Source organism: Kitasatospora sp. NPDC048715, assembly GCF_043198905.1.
Taxonomy (GTDB): Bacteria; Actinomycetota; Actinomycetes; order Streptomycetales; family Streptomycetaceae; genus Kitasatospora; species Kitasatospora lactacystinica.
This window is the reverse complement of the sequence record NZ_JBICVH010000003.1, coordinates 255,898-272,371: the sequence shown is the minus strand read 5'-3', so window position 1 is coordinate 272,371 and position 16,474 is coordinate 255,898. Positions and strand designations below refer to the sequence as shown.

Below are 16,474 nucleotides of genomic sequence, written 5' to 3'. Positions count from 1 at the left end.
TTTCTCGGAAGTCAGGGCCTGCGGAGTTTGGTGAGCGTTTCGTCGATGTCGGCCTCCACGGCCTCGTCGAGCAGTGCGCGGGCGTTCATCCAGTCGTCGTTGAAGACGGTGTCCATGTACTTCTCGCCACCGTCGTTGATGAAGGCGACCATAACGGCATCCGGCGCCAGGGCCGGCAGGCGGTTCAGGGCCTCGTGGACGACGCCTCCGGCGGAGCCGCCGATGAGCAGGCCGGTGCGGCGGGCGACGACGCGGGCGGTCGCGAAGGCCTCGATGTCGCCGACCTTCACTCCCTCGTCGATGAGGTCGTAGTCCACCAGCAGGCCGATGGTGGCGCCCTCGGGGGTGCCGGTGCCGGACTGGTAGTAGTCGTGGGCGGGCGGCCCGAAGGCGATCGAGCCCTTCGGCTCGACGCCCACGACGGCGACGCCGGGTACGGAGCGCTTGAGCTCGCGGGCGGTGCCGCACAGGCCGCCGCCGGTGCCGACCGCGCCGATCAGCACGTCGACCCGGTTGTCGAGGGCCTGGGCGATCTCGCGGCCGACGGCGTAATAACCGACCGCGTTGCTGGGGTTGTTGTGCTGTTCGGTGAAGAAGGTGTTGTCCTTGCCGCGGGCCATGTCCTCGGCGAGTTCCTCGCGGGCCGCGGTGTGGAGTTCCTCGCCGTCGGTGTCGGCGTCGACGAAGACGAGTTCGGTGCCCATCGCCTTCATGCCGCGCAGCTTGTCGGCGGCGGCGTGGTTGTCGACGACGGCGGTGAAGCGGTAGCCGCGTTCGGCGGCGACGACGGCCAGGCCCAGGCCGGTGTTGCCGGAGGTGGACTCGATGATGTGGCCGCCTTCGCGCAGGTCGCCGCGTTCCTCGGCGTCGAGGACCATCTGGCGGGCCATGCGGATCTTGGCGCTGCCGGTGGGGTTGAACATCTCCAGCTTCAGCAGCAGCCGGGCGCCGTTGTCGGCGCGGGCGAGTTCGAACAGCGGGGTGCGGCCGATGAGGTCGGACATCCGGCTGACCACCGGGGGGCGGTTCAGGGCGTCGGTCATGGTGGAGCTCCGTGGGGACGGCGGGGCGGGGAGGTTCGTGCGGGGGTCAGCGGTCGAGGCGCCAGCGCGGGCGGTCGCCGTGGTGGTCGATGACGACCTTCGGCGGCAGCGGCAGTTCGTGGAAGGGGGACTCGTTGGAGTCCATCTGGTAGCCCGCGGTGTTGGGGTAGACGAGCAGGTCGCCCACCCGGGGCCGGGCGGGGAAGGCGATCTTGCGCCAGGTGAGCAGGTCGGAGTCCAGGCAGCTGGCCCCGCCCACGCAGGCCCGGTACGGCTGTCCCGGGGGTCCGGCGCGGTCGCCGAGCAGGACCGGGTCGGGCAGGTACTCGCTGTTGAACCACTGCTCGGACAGGCTGAGGCTGGTGCCGTCGACGGTGACGATGCCGTACCCGGCGCGGTCCTTGACGCCCTGGACGGGGAACACCGACGACCCGGCGCGGTCCAGCAGGGCGCGGCCGGGCTCCAGCAGGAGCGTCACGCCGGCCTGCCGCAGCCGCTCGGCGAGGCTCGGTCCGGTACCGCCGGGGCGGGCGGCGAGGATCGCGCGCAGTGCGTCCGCGCCGGCGACGGGGGAGTGGTACGGGTAGAAGTCGCCCGCGGCGAAGGCCTTCTCGCCGTGGTAGTGCCCGGGGCCCTGTTCGGTGAGGAAGGTGTCCCAGGCATCGGCGGCGACGTAGTCGACGGGGAAGCCGCCGCCGATGCTGATCCGGTCCGCCGGCAGGCCCGACGCCCGCGCCTTGAGGCAGAGTTCGACGAGTTCTCCGGCGAGGTCGGCGCGTGGCTGGACCGCGTAGCCGGAGAGGTGGAAGCTGAAGCCCTCCATCCGTACGGTGTCCCCGGCCTCGGCGCAGCGCCGCAGGGCCTGGTGCAGTTGCGGGTCGTCCAGGCCGAACCGGCTGCGCGGCTGGGCCGGCGGGTGCCGGCGCAGCAGGACGCGGGCGGGACGGTCGGTGTCGAGGCCGAGCAGGCGTTCCAGTTCGTCGGGGGCGTCGACGGCGATCAGCGCGCCCTGCCGGGTGGCGACGCGCAGCAACTGCTCGTTCTTGGCGGGGCCGGTGACGACGAGGTCCTCGCCGCGCACGCCGTGGCCGAGGGCGTCACGCAGTTCGCCGAGGGAGGCGACGTCGATTCCGGCGCCGGCCGCGGCGCAGCGTTCCACGAACACGGAGGCCTTGTTGGCCTTCTTCGCGTAGTGGACGCGGCCCTCGACCCCGGCGTCGGCCAGGGCGGCGCGGAACGCGGCGAGGTTGTCGTCGAAGCGTTCGGGCAGCAGGTAGTGGAAGGGGCCGTCCAGGCCGTGGGCGAGTTCGTGGAGCAGTCCGCTGTCGTGGATCCGGTCGGTGAGCGGGTCGGGGTGGGCGGGCAGGCTCAGCGCCACAGGGCCACCTCGGTTCCGAGGCCCTGGGCGGCGGCGAGTTGGGCGAAGCGGTGGCCCAGCGCGATGTCGGTGACGACGAGTCCGCTGTTGTAGGCGAAGATCCGCTGCCCGGGGGCGGTGCGGGCGGCGGCGCCGGAGATGACGACGGGCAGCTCCAGGTCGACGGCCGGGAGCTTGCCGTCGGCGTCGGCCATGTCGGTGCCGGTGACGCGCATCTGGGCCTCGCTGGTGGCGATCACCCGGTCCGCCCGGTGGAGGGTGGAGGGGGCGAGGCCGTGGCCGACCAGGATCGAGACCGCGCCGGGCTTCAGCCAGTCGGCCTCGACGGCGGCGGGGGTGTGGCCGCCGGCGGTCGCGACGATGACGTCGGCGTCGCTGGCGGCGGACCTGAGGTCGGTGACCAGTTCGAGCTCGCGGTCGGGGAAGTGCCGGGCGAGTTCGGCGCGGACGGCGGCGATGCCGTCGGGGTGGGTCCCGGACAGGAGGAGACGCTCCAGCCCGGGCAGGGCGGTGAGCAGGAACGGCAGCGCCAGGCGCCCCTGGGTGCCGGTGCCGATCACCAGCGCGGTCGAGGCGTCGGGGGCGGCGCACTCGCGGGCCAGCAGGGCGGAGACGGCCGGGGTGCGCAGGGATCCGATGCGGGAGCAGTCCATCATGGCGACGGGCAGGCCGGTGACGTCGTCGTAGATGGTCAGCGTCGTGTAGTAGTGCTGGTTCTCGCGGCTCTCGTCGAGGCCGTGCTTGTAGGAGGTCTTGACGGCGACGACGTTGCGCACGCCGTCGCGGCCGAGCATGGCGTAGGAGACGGAGTGGCCGTCGGCGGGCTTGACGGTGAGTTTGCGCGGATTGTCGGACTGCCCGGCGGCCAGGGTGCGGTAGGCCTGTTCGACGGTGTCGACGACGTCGGCGAGGGTGATGTCCAGGCCGGCGAGGTCGCTGGTGGACAGTACGCGCAGGGTGGTGTCGTCCCGGTCCATGGGGGTGCCCTTTCGAGGTGGTGAGGCGGCGGCAGGGGTGGTTCAGGCGGCTCTGGCGGTGAGGGCGGCCTGGCCGTAGCCGTGTTCGTCGTGCTCGGCGAGCGGGCGGGTGGGGCGGCCTTCCACGCGTACCGAGGCGCGCTTGAGCCAGCGGTCGGTGCCGTCGTAGCGGGCCCGGAACGGCACCCGGCCGTGGACGACGACGTCGTTGTCGACGACCAGGACGTCACCCGGTTCCAGGCTCACCGCGACCGAGACGCGGGCCAGTTCGTCACCGAGGCGCCGGTACGCCGCGCGCCATGCCTCGTCCGCCCCGTCCAGCGGGGTGTAGGCGGGGTCGTAGCGCATGGTCAGGCCCTCGGGGGCCTCGAAGAGGGTGGGGACCGGCGCGGGCCGGCCGCCGAACTTCCGGGCCTGCTCGTAGGCGTCGTCGGGCAGGATCGGTGCGACGGGCCGCTTCAGCTGTTCGACGTCGGCGTCGGGCAGGTCGGTCAGGCGCACGCTGGCCGCGGTGGTGGCGATGGCGTCGTGGTTGCGCATGCAGCACAGCAGCAGCAGGTGCGCGCGGCCGGGGTGGAAGGCGTCCTCGGTGTGCGGGGTGAGGAGGACGGAGCTGGAGGCCCCGGTCTGCTCGCTCTCGTGGCCCGGCGTGGGGACGATGTTGTGCACGAACCGGCCGTCCTGCTGGCCGTCCCAGGCGATCGGGGTGCCCATCGCCGTGGAGACGAGCAGCAGCACCACGTCCCAGAGCGCGCCGGAGTCGCCGACGGTCGACCAGTGGTCGGGGGTGGGCCCGAGGCGGGTGTCGTCGATCTCCAGTCCGCGCAGCACGAACAGGCCGTCGGCGGTGTCGACCGGACGCAGTCGGTGGCGCAGCGGTTCGCCGAGCCGGGCGCACTTCACGGGCAGGTCGGCCAGCAGGGCGGGGCTGGTCGCGGAGCCGTGGAGGGCCAGCAGTTCGGCCGCGGTGGAGGTGAGTTCCGCGACGGCGTCGGCGTCGAGACGGCGTACCGGGGCAGGGCAGGTGGGCACGGCGGGACCTTCCGGGGACAGGGGGAGAAGTGGTGCGGGGTGCGGGCACGTGGCGTCACCTCGCCGGTGTGGGACGGCGACGGGAGCTGCGCGTGGGGCATCGGTCCGGGGCGGCTCGAACGGCCGGACGACAGGAAACGTAACAACGACTTTTAGGTAAGGCAAGCCTTACCCGGCTGGATGTCTACATTTACGTAGTCTCGGTTCCGGGCGGCGGCGCACGTGCGGCGCAGGGGCAACTCCCCTGCTCGCGGGCCGGATTGGGGCGCTGGGGCGCATGGCCGGAAGTCGTGTGCGCCCCAGCGGGCGGCTTGCGACTTGTCTTGAATTTAGGGTAGGTAACCCTAAGCAAATCGAGCACGGAACCGAGACGAGGATCGAACGTGGGCGTCACCAGACGACAGCTGCTGTGGGCCGGAGCCGGAGCCGGGGCGATCGGCGTGCTCGCCGCCTGCGGTGGCGGCAAGGGTGGCGCCGGGGAAGCCGCGGCCTCCGGTGGGACCGGCCAGCAGCCCCGCCCCGGAGGGACGCTGAAGGTCGGTGCGCTCGGCAAGGCCTCGGCGGTCACCCGGGACCCGCACGGCACCCAGGCCAACGAGAGCGACTACCTCATCATCAGCCTGATCTACGACACGCTCGCGATACCCGGGGCCACGGCCAACACCGCTCCCCGCCTGGCCGCCTCCTGGAAGCCGTCGGACGACCTGAAGACCTGGCGCTTCACCCTGGCCGACGGCGCCACCTTCCACGACGGCACCCCGGTCACCGCCGACGACGTCGTCTGGTCGCTGAAGCGGCTGCGCAACACCCCGGCGGGCAAGAGCCGCCTGCCCGGCATCCAGCCCGAGGGCATCACCGCCGAGGACGCCAGGACCGTCGTCCTGGTCTCCGACTACGCCAACGCCGACCTGCCGCTGCTGACCCGCCTGACCACCTTCGTCCTCAAGAAGGACACCAAGGACGACGCGGTCGCCGGCGCCCCGGGCACCGGCCCCTTCAAGCTCGACTGGTACCGCGACGGCAACGCCCGCCTGGTGCGCAACGACAACTGGTACGGCGGCAAGGTCCTGCTGGACGCCGTCGAGGTCCGCCTGTTCGAGAGCCCCCAGGCCATGGCCAACGCCCTGCTCGCCGGACAGATCGACGTCGCCTCCAACGTCGGCGCCGTCGCCGCCCGCACCGCCGAGGCCCGCAAGGACGTCCAGATCGTCCGCCGGCCCAACGACATGGCGATGCCCGTCGTCATGCGCACCGCCGACGGCCCGTTCGCCGACGCACGGGTGCGCGAGGCCCTCAAGCTCGCCGTCGACCGCGACGCCATGGTCAAGCAGGTCCTCTCCGGCTACGGCAGCGTCGCCAACGACGTCCTCGGCACCGGCGACCCCGCCTTCGCCAAGGACATCCCGCAGCGCACCCGCGACCTCGCCAAGGCCAGGCAACTGCTCGCCGACGCGGGCTTCGACACCTCCAGGACCTACGACCTGACCACCACCGAGGACATCGCCGGACTCGCCGAGTCCGCGACCCTCTTCGCCACCCAGGTCCGCGAGGCCGGCGTGAAGATCAACGTGGTGAAGCAGGACTCCAAGGTGTTCTGGGACGACACCTGGCTCAAGGGCACGCTCTACACCAGCTACTGGGGCACCAACGACTCCGTCGTCTTCTTCGCCTCCAAGACGATGCTCTCGGACGCGGGCCAGAACGAGTCCGGCTGGAACGAGCCGGGCTTCGACGAGACCTACCGCAAGGCCATGGGCACCGCCGACACCGCCGAGCGCGGCAAGCTGCTCCACCAGCTCCAGGAGATCGAGTTCGCGAAGTCCGGCTACCTGCTGTGGGGCATGGCCGACGGCATCGACCTCGCCGGCGCGGCCGTGCGCGACCTGCCCAAGCTCCCCGGCTACGGCCGCGTCCAGCTCGAGAAGACCTGGTTGGCGCGTTGACCACCCCTCACCCGGCGGACGCGAAAGCGCCCCGAACCCTCCCGGCCCGCATCCTCCCCGGTGCGGGCCGGGTCGCCCGGCAGGCCGTACGGCGCCTGGTCCTGCTCGTCGTCCTGCTCGCCGCCGTCTTCGCGGCCGTCGAACTCCTCCCGGGCGACGCCGCCGGCGCGAGCTCCGACCGGGGCGTCACCGCCGCCGACCTCGCCGCCCGCCGCACCGCCATGGGCCTCGACCGCCCGGTCGCCGAGCGCTTCCTGGACTGGATGACCGGCCTGCCCACCGGCGACCTCGGCACCACCGCGCGCGGACAGCACGTCACCGACGTCCTGGCCGGCCCCTTCCCCAACACCCTCCTGCTCGGCACCCTCGCCCTCGCCCTCAGCACCGCCGGAGCCCTCGCCCTCGGCGGCTGGGCCGCGCTGCGCCCCGGCGGGCGCGTCGACCGCGCCGTCGACACCCTGTCCACCGCCGCGTTCGCCCTCCCCGAGTTCGTCGTCTCGGTCGCCCTGCTCCTGCTGCTCTCCCAGTGGACCGGCTGGCTGCCCGCCGTCACCCTCACCGGCGCGGACGGCAGACCCGAGTCGTGGACCATGATCGTCCTGCCCCTGCTCTCCCTGGCGGTCCCCCAGATCGGCTGGAACACCCGCATCGTGCGCGGCGCACTCGCCGACCAGGCCGCCCTGCCGCACGTCCAGGCCGCCGTCCTCGACGGCCTGCCCCGCCGGCGCATCCTCAGCCACCACATGCTCCCCGGCGCCCTGCCCGCCGTCGCCGTCGGCATCGCCACCTCCGCCGGCATGCTCCTCGGCGGCACCGTCGTCGTCGAGACCCTCTTCAACTACCCCGGCGTCGGCGCCGTCCTGGCCGGCGCCATCACCGACCGCGACACCCCGCTCGTCGCCGGAGTCGTGGCCGCGGCCGGCGCCGCCATCAGCCTGCTCCTGCTGCTCGCCGACCTCGTCCGCACCACCACCCTCGGAGAAGAGCGACGATGACCGCCGACGCCCCGACAGCGGCCCCCGCGCCCGCCACCCGAGGGAAGCGACGGGTGCTCGTGCGCGCGGTTCCCGCCCTCGCCCTCGTCGCCCTCGCACTCGCCGGGCCGCTCCTCGCCCCGCACCCGATCGACACCCCGGTCACCTTCCCCTACGCCGAAGCGGGCGGCGACGCGCCGCTCGGCGGCGACCAGCTCGGCCGCGACGTCCTCAGCCGCCTGCTGACCGGGGGCGCGCCCCTGATCGCCACCGCCCTCGCCATCGCCCTCGTCGTCACCGCGGCGGCCACCGCCATCGGCATCCTCGCCGTGCTGCGCCCGGCCCTCGGCCGGTGGATCGAACGCGCCGCGGACCTGACGATCCTGCTGCCGTCCGTCCTCGCCATCATGCTGATCGCCCTGGCCTGGCCCGGCGGCGGACGCCTAGCCGTCGCCACCGCAGCCACCCTCCTCGGCATCCCCTACGCGGTCCGGATCGTCGCCGCCGCGGCCGCCCCCCTCGCCACCGCCGGCTTCGTCGAGGCCGCGGCCGCGGGCGGCGAGAACCTCTGGCACCTCACCGTCCACGAGGTCCTCCCCAACCTGCGCTCCACCGTCCTCGCCCTGTTCGGCCTGCGCTTCGTCGAGGGCGTCTACATCGTCTCCGTCGCAGCCTTCCTCCAACTCGGCCCCCAACCCCCGGAAGCCGACTGGGCGTTGATGATCCGCGAGAACGCCGCCGGCATCACCCTCAACCCGTGGGCCGTCGGAGCACCCTGCCTCGCCATCGGCCTGCTCGCCATCAGCGTCAACCTCGCCGCCGAAGCCCTCGCCCCCGCCCGGCCCACCCCGGAGACCCCGCTGTGAGCACCACCGACCCCGCTGCCCGTGCCGCCGCCCTGTCCGTCACCCTCGGGGACACCCCGCTGCTCACCGACGCCACGCTCACCCTCGCCCCGGGCCGCGTCACCGCCGTCACCGGGCCCTCCGGCGCCGGCAAGACCACCCTGCTGCGCGCCCTCGTCGGCGCCCTCCCGCCGGGCGCGCGCGTCACCGCCGGCAGCCTCACCGTCCTCGGCCACGACATCCTCGCCCTCCCGCCCGAGGAACTGCGCCGGCTGCGCCGCCACAAGCTCGCCTTCGTCGGCCAGGACCCGGGCTCCGGACTCAACCCCCGCATGCGCGTCGACCGCCTCATCACCGAGACCGCCGCCGACCGCCGCGGCACCTCCGCCACGGACCTGCTGCGCGCCGTCCGCCTGCCGGTCGGCGAAGGCCTCGAACGCCGCCGGACCGAGCACCTCTCCGGCGGACAGCAGCGGCGCGTCGCCCTCGCCCGTGCCCTCGCCCGCCGCCCCGCGATCCTCCTCCTCGACGAACCCACCGCCGGCCTGGACGCCGCCCTGCGCGACGACATCGCCGACCTGCTGCACGACATCGCCGACCGCGACGGCATCGCCATCGCCCTCACCAGCCACGACCCCGACTTCGTCGCCCGCTGCGCCGACGACGTCCTCGCCCTGTGGCCCGACCGTCCGGTCACGGCCCCGGGCACGCCCGCAACGCCCCCGGTGCCCGCACCGGCTCGCGTCCGCGCCGACGCGGTGCCCGTCGTCGAGGTGGAGGCACTCGACGCCCGGGTCGGCACCGGCCGCAACCGCCACCGGGTCTTCGCCGGCCTCGACCTCGTCCTGCGGCCCGGCACGCTGACCGGGATCACCGGCCCGTCGGGGTGCGGCAAGACCACGCTGCTGCGCGCCCTCGCGGGACTCCACCACCCCGAGGCCGGCCGGATCACCCTCGGCGGCGAACTCCTGGCCTCCTCCTACCGGCGGCGCACCCGCGACCAGCGCCGCCGCGTCCAACTCGTCCCGCAGAACCCGCTCGGCGCCCTCAACCCCGCCCACACCGTCGGCGCCGCCCTCATCCGCCCGCTGAAGCTCCACTCCGTACGGCCCGCCGACCGGTGCGACGCCCGCGTCGCCGAACTGCTCACCGCGGTCGGCCTCACCCCCGGCCACGCCGACCGCCACCCCCACGAACTCTCCGGCGGACAGCGCCAGCGCGTCTCCATCGCCCGCGCCCTGGCCGCCGAACCCGACGTCCTGCTCTGCGACGAGGTCACCTCCGCCCTCGACGCCGACACCGCCGAGGACATCATGGAACTCCTGCGCGGCCTACGGACCGACCAGGGCCTCGCCGTCGTCCTCGTCAGCCACGACCTGCCGCTGCTCTCGGCCCACGCGGACCTCCTCCTCACCCTCGACGGCGCCGACGGGGTGCCGCTCACGGAGCACCGCGCGGCCCCGAGCCCGGTGCCGAACTGAGCTCTCCGCGCAGGGGGGATCAGCCCGGCGTTCCGACGTCCGGCCCCTCGGCCTGGCCGACGCCCTCCTGAACCCTGGCCCAGGTCCGCCGGGAACCGCGGGTCAGGGTCCAGCCGCTCGTCCCGCGGAGCCGCGGCCGCTGCCCGGCCCCGCGGGCGGCGGCCGCGCACACGCGCCGGAGAAGGGAGTTGAGCTCGACGCGCTGCCCCTTCGTCAAGGACGCCAGCAGGTCGTCCTGCGTCGCCGACGCATCGGTGTGGAGCACGTCCAGGGCGGACTCACCCGTGGGAGTGATGGTCAGCACCTCCTGCCGACCGCCGACGTGGACGACCATCGACTGCAGCAGGCGTGCCGACAGGAGATCGTCGAGGGCCTGGTCCACCTCGGCCGCGGGCGCCGTGACCCGGGAGGTGAGATCGTGCCGACCGTGCGGTCCCAGCTGCGCCAGCGCCGACAGCAGCGCGTGGTGGACCGGGGTCAGCCCCCGGTGTTCCAGCCGCTCCGCCAGCAGACGGTCGACGGCCCGCCCGGCCTCCGACAGGAGGTAGACGGACTGCTCGAACGGACTCGACGATCCCTGCCGTCCGTCGTACAAACCGTGTCCCCATCATCGGAAAAGCGCGACGCCCTCGGCGTCGAAAGCAGCAAACCGAGGCTCACCATACCCACGCTTCCGATCGTTGGTCTACATCGATGTCGTCAGATCGGTCGGGGGCCGACGATCCTCCTCGCCGCGTGCTCCACGAACTCGTGCAGGCCGTAGGCGAGGCCGAGCGCCAGCAGGGCCGACACCACCACCGCGGCGACGAGACCGGACACGACCGCACGTGGCCCGCGCCCCCTGGGCCCGACGGGCTCCGGCTCCAGCAGGGCCTGAACCCGCCGGGGGACCGGTCCCGTGCTCACGGACAGGAGCCGGCTGTCGCGCACCCCCGTCCCGGCCGAGCCGACCAGCGCGGCGCGGGCGATGGCGGTCGCGGCGACCCTCCGGTCCCCCACCGCCGTCGCGGCGGCCTCGTCCGCCCACCGCTCCAGGTGGAACTCCAGCGCGGGCCCCAGGCGCGCGAGCGCCGGATGCACGGCCGAGGCCAGGTCGACGACGGCCGAGAGCACATGGTGCCGCCCGCGGAGATGAGCCCGCTCATGGGCGAACAGCACCGTGCGCTCCGACGGCCCGAGCGCCCTGAGCATGCCCTCCGACACGACGACGCGGGCGGCGCGGCCACGGAAACGCGGCAGGGCGAAGGCCTCCGCCTCCTCACCCGGGACGACGAGCACGTCGCCCTCGGCCGTCCCCCCGCCGGTCAGCGCCCACGCGCGGGACAGCAGCGCACGCTGCCGGCGAGCGGCCAGCACCAGCCGCACCGCCTGCACGGCCAGCAGGACCCCGGCGGCACCGGACACCGGCACCACCGCCGGCCAGTCCGCCGTCACCCGGGCGAACCTCAGGTGCTCCAGCCCCGCCAGGAACGGCACGTGGAAGAGCCCCGTCAGCGCCGCGACCGTGCCGCCCGCGAGCAGCACCGCCGCCCCCGCGAGGGTCAGGGAGGCCTCGCGCGGCGGGAGCAGCCCGGCCAGACGACGGGCCGCGGGCGCCGCTCCCCACGGAAGGACGACGGTGAGGGCGACGACCACCAGGAACAGCGTCACGACCCGCCCTCCAGCACGGCCTCGCCCCCGGCCGGAGCCGGCGCGGCCTCCGCCTCGATCAGCAGGCGCCGCAGGACGTCCCCGTCGTCCGTGGACAGCGAGGACACGAACCGCTTCAGGACGAGGTCCCGCTGCGGCTCCTTCTCCAGCTCCCGGCGCATCCGCCCGGCCGCCAGCCCGGCGGCGTCCGCGACCGGCGCGTAGGCGAAGGAACGCCCTGGCCGCGTGCGCTCCAGGGTCCCCTTCTCGTGCAGGCGGGTGAGGATCGTCGCCACGGTCGTCCGGGCGAGGTCCTGGTGCAGCGCCGCCTTGACCTGCTGCGCGGTCATCGGCTCACCGGCCGCCCACAGCACCGCCATCACGTCCGCGACCAGTTCCCCGTGCGGACGCCTGGCCTCCTGACCGTCCCTCGCCATCTCTCTCCCTGTCCCGAAGCGTTCGCCCGGCACACCCCGACGCCGACACCGGTCGGAGACGAGGGCCGCCCGCGCCGGTGCGGCGAGAAGGGGTACGGCCTGTGTGACTTAGGTGTGCCTCAGCTAACTTTACGGGGCGTACGGATCGCCGCCGAGCCGGTGTCGGCCGGTGAGGGAGATGCCGGCCCGGTCCTGCACCGGGGTGCTTCAGGCAGCCGTGCCGGCCGTGGGTTCGATCCCGGCGGCGGGGGCATCGACCGCGGCGCGGAACGCCCAGATGGGCAGCCAGGCCTTGGCGGTCGCCGCCGGCTGGTGCGAAGTGGCGAGTACGGGAACGGACAGGACGGCCAGACCTATGGTCAGAATGGCTGCCGCACACGAGAAAATCTTACGCATGAGCATTCTTCCAGGTGTTCGTCTGAACATAACACCGGAATTGATACACCAGAGCTGCCCGGCCCATCAAATCGAGTCCGAGGCCTGCAGTGGTCGGCCGGGCGAATTCTATTCGCTTGCTTGATCTAATTTCCTGCGGAGATTGCGCATTGTTTTCGATTCCGGAGTGCGCGTCGACTCGGAAAGTTCAATGGCGCGTCGGAGTGTCGTGCGGGCTGCGTCCGTCTGGCCGGTTCGCAGCTGCAATTCGGCCAATGCCTCACAGGCGTGGGCCTCCTCCTCCGGTGCCTCGATCTGCCGGGCGAGAGCGACGGCCTGGCGGAGATGGTCGAGCGCCTCCGACGTCCGGTCGAGTGCGTGCTCGGCTCGGCCCGACCCGCGCAGCGCGCCGGCCTCCTCGCGCTGGGCGCCGATCGATCGGGCGAGTTCGAGCGCGCGCGAGTTCTGGTCGAGGGCGTCGTCGTACCGCCCTGTCTCCAGATGCACGGCGCCCAGCCCGTTCATGGCGTCGGCCTCGGCCCGTCGGTTTCCCGTCTGGCGGAAGGTTCGGAGCGCGGCCCGGTAGAGATCTGCGGCTCGGTCGGCCTCGGCGGGGAGCCGCAGGGAGGCCGCGAGGTTCACGCGGATGGCGGCAAGATCGTTCGGCGGCAGGATGTTTTCCCCGGTTGCCAGAATTTGCTCGAATGCGTCGCGCGCGGCAGTCGGGTTCTGACTACTGAGGTGTATTCCGCCGAGATTGCCGAGAAGCTGCAGACTGAGTCGTGCGGCACCGAGGGCCTTGGCGAGGGGGAGCGCTTCGGAGAAGGCGTCGAGCGCTGCCCGGCTGTCGCCGAGGTGCAGGAGGATGGTGCCGAGATTGTTCAGGCAGCGGGCCGTGTTCCACTCGTCCCCCGATTGCCGGTGAGTCTCGACGACCTCGCGCTGCGTCGCCAGCGAAGCCGACAGATCGCTCTGGCTCCACCGGATCTGGGCGAGTCTCTCCAGCGCCGCCGCGGTGCACTCGGCGCTGCCTGCCGCTCGCGCTATGGCGAGGGCGCGCTCCGCGGCCCGCTGGGCGAGGGCGTACCGGGCGGTGCGGATCCGGATCGAGGCCAGGGCCAGGAGGGCGTGGCTCTCGGCCAGGTCCTCGCCCCGGCCGTGCCAGTGGTGTGCCGAGGCCCGGTGCATCTCGTCGGCCTCGCGCCACAGCCCCTCGGTTTCGAGGTGGTCGGCGAGGGCGTGGGCGAGCCAGGCCGCCTCCTCGGTCATGCCGGTGGCCCGGGCGTGGGCCTCCACGGAGACCAGGCCGGGGAGTTCCACCCCGAGCCAGGCCCTGACGGCCTTGTCGTCGGGCCAGTCGAGCCCGTCCACCAGCGCGTCCACGGGGGCGGGGTGCGGCGCTCGGGGGAGGGACAGCCGGAAGCGCCGGGGATTGAGGAGGCGGTCGGCCCGATCGGCCGCCCGCAGCGCGAATCCGATGAGCCGTCGAACCGCCTGCTGCCGTTCCTCGACCGTGACGAGATCGACGGCGAACTCGCGCAGGAGATCGTGCAGTACGTACCGCTCCGGCGAATTCTCCTGGAGCATGTGCAGGTCGTGCAGGCTCTCCAGGATCCGGTCGGTCTCCCGCAGCGGCCGTCCGATCAGGGCGGCGGCGGTGTCGGGGCCGAAGTCGGGGCCGGGGTGCAGGCCGAGGCGGCGGAACGCCTCCTGCTGGGTGCGGGAGAGCGAGCGGTACGACACGTCGAAGGCCAGGGCCACGCTTTCGAGCCCGTGGCGGAGTTCGTTCAGCCGGCCGCCGCTGCGGGACAGCCGCCGGACGAAGTGGTCCAGGGACCACGTGGGGTGGGCCTTGAACCGGCTCGCCGCCAGGTCGAGGGCGAGCGGCAGCCTGCCGCACCGCTCGACGAGCGCGTCGACCCCCGCGGGGTCGCCGGCCCGTTCCTTTCCGACCAGCGCGGTGAAGAGTCCGGCCGCGTCCGCGGGCGACATGGGGTCGAGGTAGAGCGGACTGCAGGGGAGTTCGGCGAGCCGGTGACGGCTCGTGACGAGGATGCAGGAGGCGGGATTGCCCGGGAGCAGGGGGCGGACCTGTCCGGGGCCCCGGGCGTCGTCGAGCACGACCACGGCCCGGCGTTCGGCGAGCAGGCCGCGGCACCGGGACGCCAGCTCGTCCCGGTCGGTGGGGATCGAGGCGGCCGGGACCCCGAACTGTCTGAGCAGCAAGGTCGCCACCGCCTCGGTGTCCAGCGGCTGTTGGGCGCCGCCGTTGGCGCGGAGGTCGACGTAGTACCGGCCGTCCGGGAAGCGGTCCCGCAGGAGGTGCGCGGCGGTGACGACGAGGCTGGTCTTCCCGGTGCCGGCCATGCCGGAGACCGCGCGGATGCAGCCGCCCGCGCCGTCCGGCGAGCCGCTCGTGGGCGCCGACAGCAGGTGCCGGAGTTCCGCGTCGCGGCCCACCATCCGGTGCCGCACGGGGAGGTAGTTGCTGCGCGCGGGGCCGTGCTCGGCGGCGATGGGCGGAGCGACGGGCCGCCCCGGGCGGGTCAGGATCTCGCCGATCGGGGCGCGGCGAAGGATGCGTTGCTGAAGTGCCCTGAGCTGTTCGCCGGGTTCGGCGCCGAGGTACTCCAGCATTTCCCGCCGGGTCCGCCGGAACACGTCCAGCGCCTCGGCGAACCTGTCGCAGCCGTAGAGCGCGGTGATCAGGTGGCCCGCCACCCGCTCGTCGGTCGGTCGCTGTTCCGCCAACGCGGCCAGTTCGGGGACGAGTTCGGCGAAGTGTCCGAGTCTGAGCTCGACCTCGCAGCGGGTCAGCATGGTGGCGAGCCACTGGTCGCGCATGGTGCTTCTGGCGGCCCGGGCCCACTGGCCGGGCAGGCCGGCGAGGGGCTCGCCCCGCCAGGTGTCGTCGGCGCGCCGGAGGAGTTCGAGCGCCTGGCGGTCGTTGCCCGCGTCGGCGAGCGATCGGGCGCGTCGCCCCAGCTGGACGTACCGGGGCCAGTCGACCCGGTTCGGATCGGTGTCCAGGGCGTAGGCGTGCGACTTGCGGTTGATCACCGCGGGCGGCGCGCCGTCGTCGGGGTGCTGCGCCTTCCGGAGCGCGGAGCGCAGCCGGGAGACGTAGGAGTGCACGGCCTCCCGGGCTTTGGCCGGGGGCTCGTCGCCCCAGAGCCGGGTGATCAGGGTGTCCAGCGGTACCGGTCGGCCGACGTCGAGTGCGAGTGCCGCGGCGAGACAGCGCAGCTTGTTGGTGCCGAGCGCCACGGGCCTTCCGTGGACGGACAGTTCGACTGCTCCGAGCACATGGAACTCCACGGTACCCCCGCCGGTCGGTCCCCATCCGTCGCCTCGGAGAGCATGGCATGTGTGCGGCCGGTCGGCCATAGCACGTACCGGCCTCGGGGCGGTTCGGCTTCGGCATCTTCTCCGGCTTTCCGCCTGTTGTGTGGTATCCGCCCCGTGGTCGCCGTCGCTCGGCCTGGCGTCGCGTCAGGGCCGTTCTCCCGCAGGCGGTTCGGCGGCGGTGCGAAGACCATCGGAGCGCGTCACCGGCTTGACTGGTGACGCATCGGGTTGCCATCATTTCGTCACCGGCTCGACCGGTGATGCTTCGAAGGTGTGAGTGCGTCACCGTGACGGGTCGGACACCGATTCGATCCAGATGGGGAGCGCCAGTCATGGCAGTCAGCTACACCGCCGTTGTCGACGTCGACGGCGAGGGCCGCAACGGCGGCCGGGTCCGTTCCTCCGACGGGCTGCTGGAGACCGGTCTCGCCATTCCGAAGGAGCTCGGCGGCGGCGGTACGGCGACCAATCCGGAGCAGCTCCTCGCGGCCGGCTGGGCCGCGTGCTTCCTCGGGGCCCTTCGCCGGGCGGCCGGCGACCGCGGGATCCGGCTCACCAGCACCACCGTCACCGCCGAGATCACCCTGACCCACGGCGACGACGACGAGTTCGCGCTCTCCGCGGTCCTCCGCCCCGTGCTCGGCGGCGTGGACGGGGCCACCGCCGAGGAGCTGGCGCACGCCGCCCACCGGATCTGCCCGTACTCCAAGGCCACGCGCGACAACATCCCGGTCGTCATCCACGCCGGCGTCGCCGCCTGAGCCGCACCCCCTGACGGCGGGTCCCGCGCCTGTTCCCCCGTCCGGCACGGGACCTGCCCACATCCCCGCCCCGCCCCGCACCGCACGACCGGCCGGAGCGCGCGGGCGGCACGCGCCTTCCCGGGCGCACACGTGCCTCCGGGCGGCCGGGCGTGTTCGTCACTTCCCGGACCGGTGTTCCGCCGGTCCGGGCGAGCGGACGCGGCCGGACGGCGGGTCGCAACCGTTCACCCCCTCGGCACGGATGGCGA

14 protein-coding genes are annotated in these 16,474 nt (G+C 73.4%); 5 read left to right on the top strand and 9 right to left on the bottom strand.

All coding sequences use genetic code 11. The annotated features are described in order from the left end of the window. Positions 1-11 precede the first annotated feature (11 nt). The 4 genes from ACGFSC_RS07865 to ACGFSC_RS07850 are packed head-to-tail and all read right to left on the bottom strand — an operon-like array spanning position 12 to position 4,430. Positions 12-1,043, bottom strand: a complete 1,032-nt coding sequence (locus ACGFSC_RS07865) for a cysteine synthase family protein (protein ID WP_359897361.1) — start codon at positions 1,041-1,043, stop codon at positions 12-14. A gap of 46 nt (positions 1,044-1,089) precedes the next feature. After that, positions 1,090-2,421, bottom strand: a complete 1,332-nt coding sequence (locus ACGFSC_RS07860) for a Y4yA family PLP-dependent enzyme (RefSeq protein WP_359897360.1) — start codon at positions 2,419-2,421, stop codon at positions 1,090-1,092. Beyond that, positions 2,412-3,398: an ornithine cyclodeaminase family protein gene (locus ACGFSC_RS07855; protein WP_359897358.1), complete on the bottom strand. Its 987-nt coding sequence runs from the start codon at positions 3,396-3,398 to the stop codon at positions 2,412-2,414. Before ACGFSC_RS07855 ends, ACGFSC_RS07860 begins: the two co-directional genes overlap by 10 nt. 42 nt (positions 3,399-3,440) lie before the next feature. Then, entirely contained in the window at positions 3,441-4,430 is a 990-nt protein-coding gene (locus ACGFSC_RS07850) for a TauD/TfdA family dioxygenase (protein ID WP_359897357.1), read from the bottom strand. Between the two features lie 383 nt (positions 4,431-4,813). On the opposite strand from ACGFSC_RS07850, the gene ACGFSC_RS07845 reads away from it, so the two are divergent. Genes ACGFSC_RS07845 through ACGFSC_RS07830 form a run of 4 tightly spaced genes read left to right on the top strand, consistent with a single transcriptional unit; the run spans position 4,814 to position 9,673 of the window. Next, positions 4,814-6,373 carry an ABC transporter substrate-binding protein gene (locus tag ACGFSC_RS07845; protein WP_359897355.1) on the top strand — a complete coding sequence of 520 codons (1,560 nt, stop codon included), beginning with the start codon at positions 4,814-4,816 and terminating at the stop codon, positions 6,371-6,373. Continuing rightward, positions 6,370-7,368, top strand: coding sequence for an ABC transporter permease (locus ACGFSC_RS07840; protein ID WP_380353077.1), 999 nt, complete (start codon positions 6,370-6,372; stop codon positions 7,366-7,368). The genes ACGFSC_RS07845 and ACGFSC_RS07840 overlap by 4 nt, the downstream gene beginning before the upstream one ends. Beyond that, positions 7,365-8,213 (top strand): ABC transporter permease subunit, encoded by an 849-nt coding sequence (locus ACGFSC_RS07835; RefSeq protein ID WP_359897353.1) that lies wholly within the window; start codon positions 7,365-7,367, stop codon positions 8,211-8,213. Before ACGFSC_RS07840 ends, ACGFSC_RS07835 begins: the two co-directional genes overlap by 4 nt. Then, a complete protein-coding gene (locus ACGFSC_RS07830) occupies positions 8,210-9,673 on the top strand; it encodes an ATP-binding cassette domain-containing protein (RefSeq protein WP_359897351.1) in 1,464 nt (487 codons plus the stop codon). Before ACGFSC_RS07835 ends, ACGFSC_RS07830 begins: the two co-directional genes overlap by 4 nt. A gap of 19 nt (positions 9,674-9,692) precedes the next feature. Here ACGFSC_RS07830 and ACGFSC_RS07825 read toward each other — a convergent pair whose 3' ends face one another. The 5 genes from ACGFSC_RS07825 to ACGFSC_RS07805 all read right to left on the bottom strand — a co-directional run bounded on the left by ACGFSC_RS07825 (position 9,693) and on the right by ACGFSC_RS07805 (position 15,420). Beyond that, complete coding sequence (locus ACGFSC_RS07825) at positions 9,693-10,268, bottom strand: hypothetical protein (protein ID WP_359897349.1); 576 nt, start codon at positions 10,266-10,268, stop codon at positions 9,693-9,695. A gap of 104 nt (positions 10,269-10,372) precedes the next feature. Next, the gene (locus tag ACGFSC_RS07820; RefSeq protein ID WP_359897347.1) at positions 10,373-11,323 is read right to left on the bottom strand and encodes a M56 family metallopeptidase; all 951 of its coding nucleotides are present in this window, start codon (positions 11,321-11,323) and stop codon (positions 10,373-10,375) included. Further along, positions 11,320-11,739, bottom strand: a complete 420-nt coding sequence (locus ACGFSC_RS07815; RefSeq protein ID WP_359897345.1) for a BlaI/MecI/CopY family transcriptional regulator — start codon at positions 11,737-11,739, stop codon at positions 11,320-11,322. The genes ACGFSC_RS07820 and ACGFSC_RS07815 overlap by 4 nt, the downstream gene beginning before the upstream one ends. 207 nt (positions 11,740-11,946) lie before the next feature. Beyond that, positions 11,947-12,141 (bottom strand): hypothetical protein, encoded by a 195-nt coding sequence (locus tag ACGFSC_RS07810; protein ID WP_359897343.1) that lies wholly within the window; start codon positions 12,139-12,141, stop codon positions 11,947-11,949. Between the two features lie 102 nt (positions 12,142-12,243). Continuing rightward, complete coding sequence (locus ACGFSC_RS07805) at positions 12,244-15,420, bottom strand: tetratricopeptide repeat protein (RefSeq protein WP_359897342.1); 3,177 nt, start codon at positions 15,418-15,420, stop codon at positions 12,244-12,246. 374 nt (positions 15,421-15,794) lie between these two features. On the opposite strand from ACGFSC_RS07805, the gene ACGFSC_RS07800 reads away from it, so the two are divergent. Next, positions 15,795-16,223 (top strand): Ohr family peroxiredoxin, encoded by a 429-nt coding sequence (locus tag ACGFSC_RS07800; RefSeq protein ID WP_359897341.1) that lies wholly within the window; start codon positions 15,795-15,797, stop codon positions 16,221-16,223. The last annotated feature ends 251 nt before the right edge of the window (positions 16,224-16,474 follow it).

Excerpts from the sequence above, each read along its gene's own strand:
- ACGFSC_RS07865 (WP_359897361.1), bottom strand. The coding sequence starts at position 1,043 with ATGACCGACGCCCTGAACCGCCCCCCGGTGGTCAGCCGGATGTCCGAC.
- ACGFSC_RS07815 (WP_359897345.1), bottom strand. The coding sequence starts at position 11,739 with ATGGCGAGGGACGGTCAGGAGGCCAGGCGTCCGCACGGGGAACTGGTC.
- ACGFSC_RS07855 (WP_359897358.1), bottom strand. The coding sequence starts at position 3,398 with ATGGACCGGGACGACACCACCCTGCGCGTACTGTCCACCAGCGACCTC.
- ACGFSC_RS07835 (WP_359897353.1), top strand. The coding sequence starts at position 7,365 with ATGACCGCCGACGCCCCGACAGCGGCCCCCGCGCCCGCCACCCGAGGG.
- ACGFSC_RS07800 (WP_359897341.1), top strand. The coding sequence starts at position 15,795 with ATGGCAGTCAGCTACACCGCCGTTGTCGACGTCGACGGCGAGGGCCGC.
- ACGFSC_RS07810 (WP_359897343.1), bottom strand. The coding sequence starts at position 12,141 with ATGCTCATGCGTAAGATTTTCTCGTGTGCGGCAGCCATTCTGACCATA.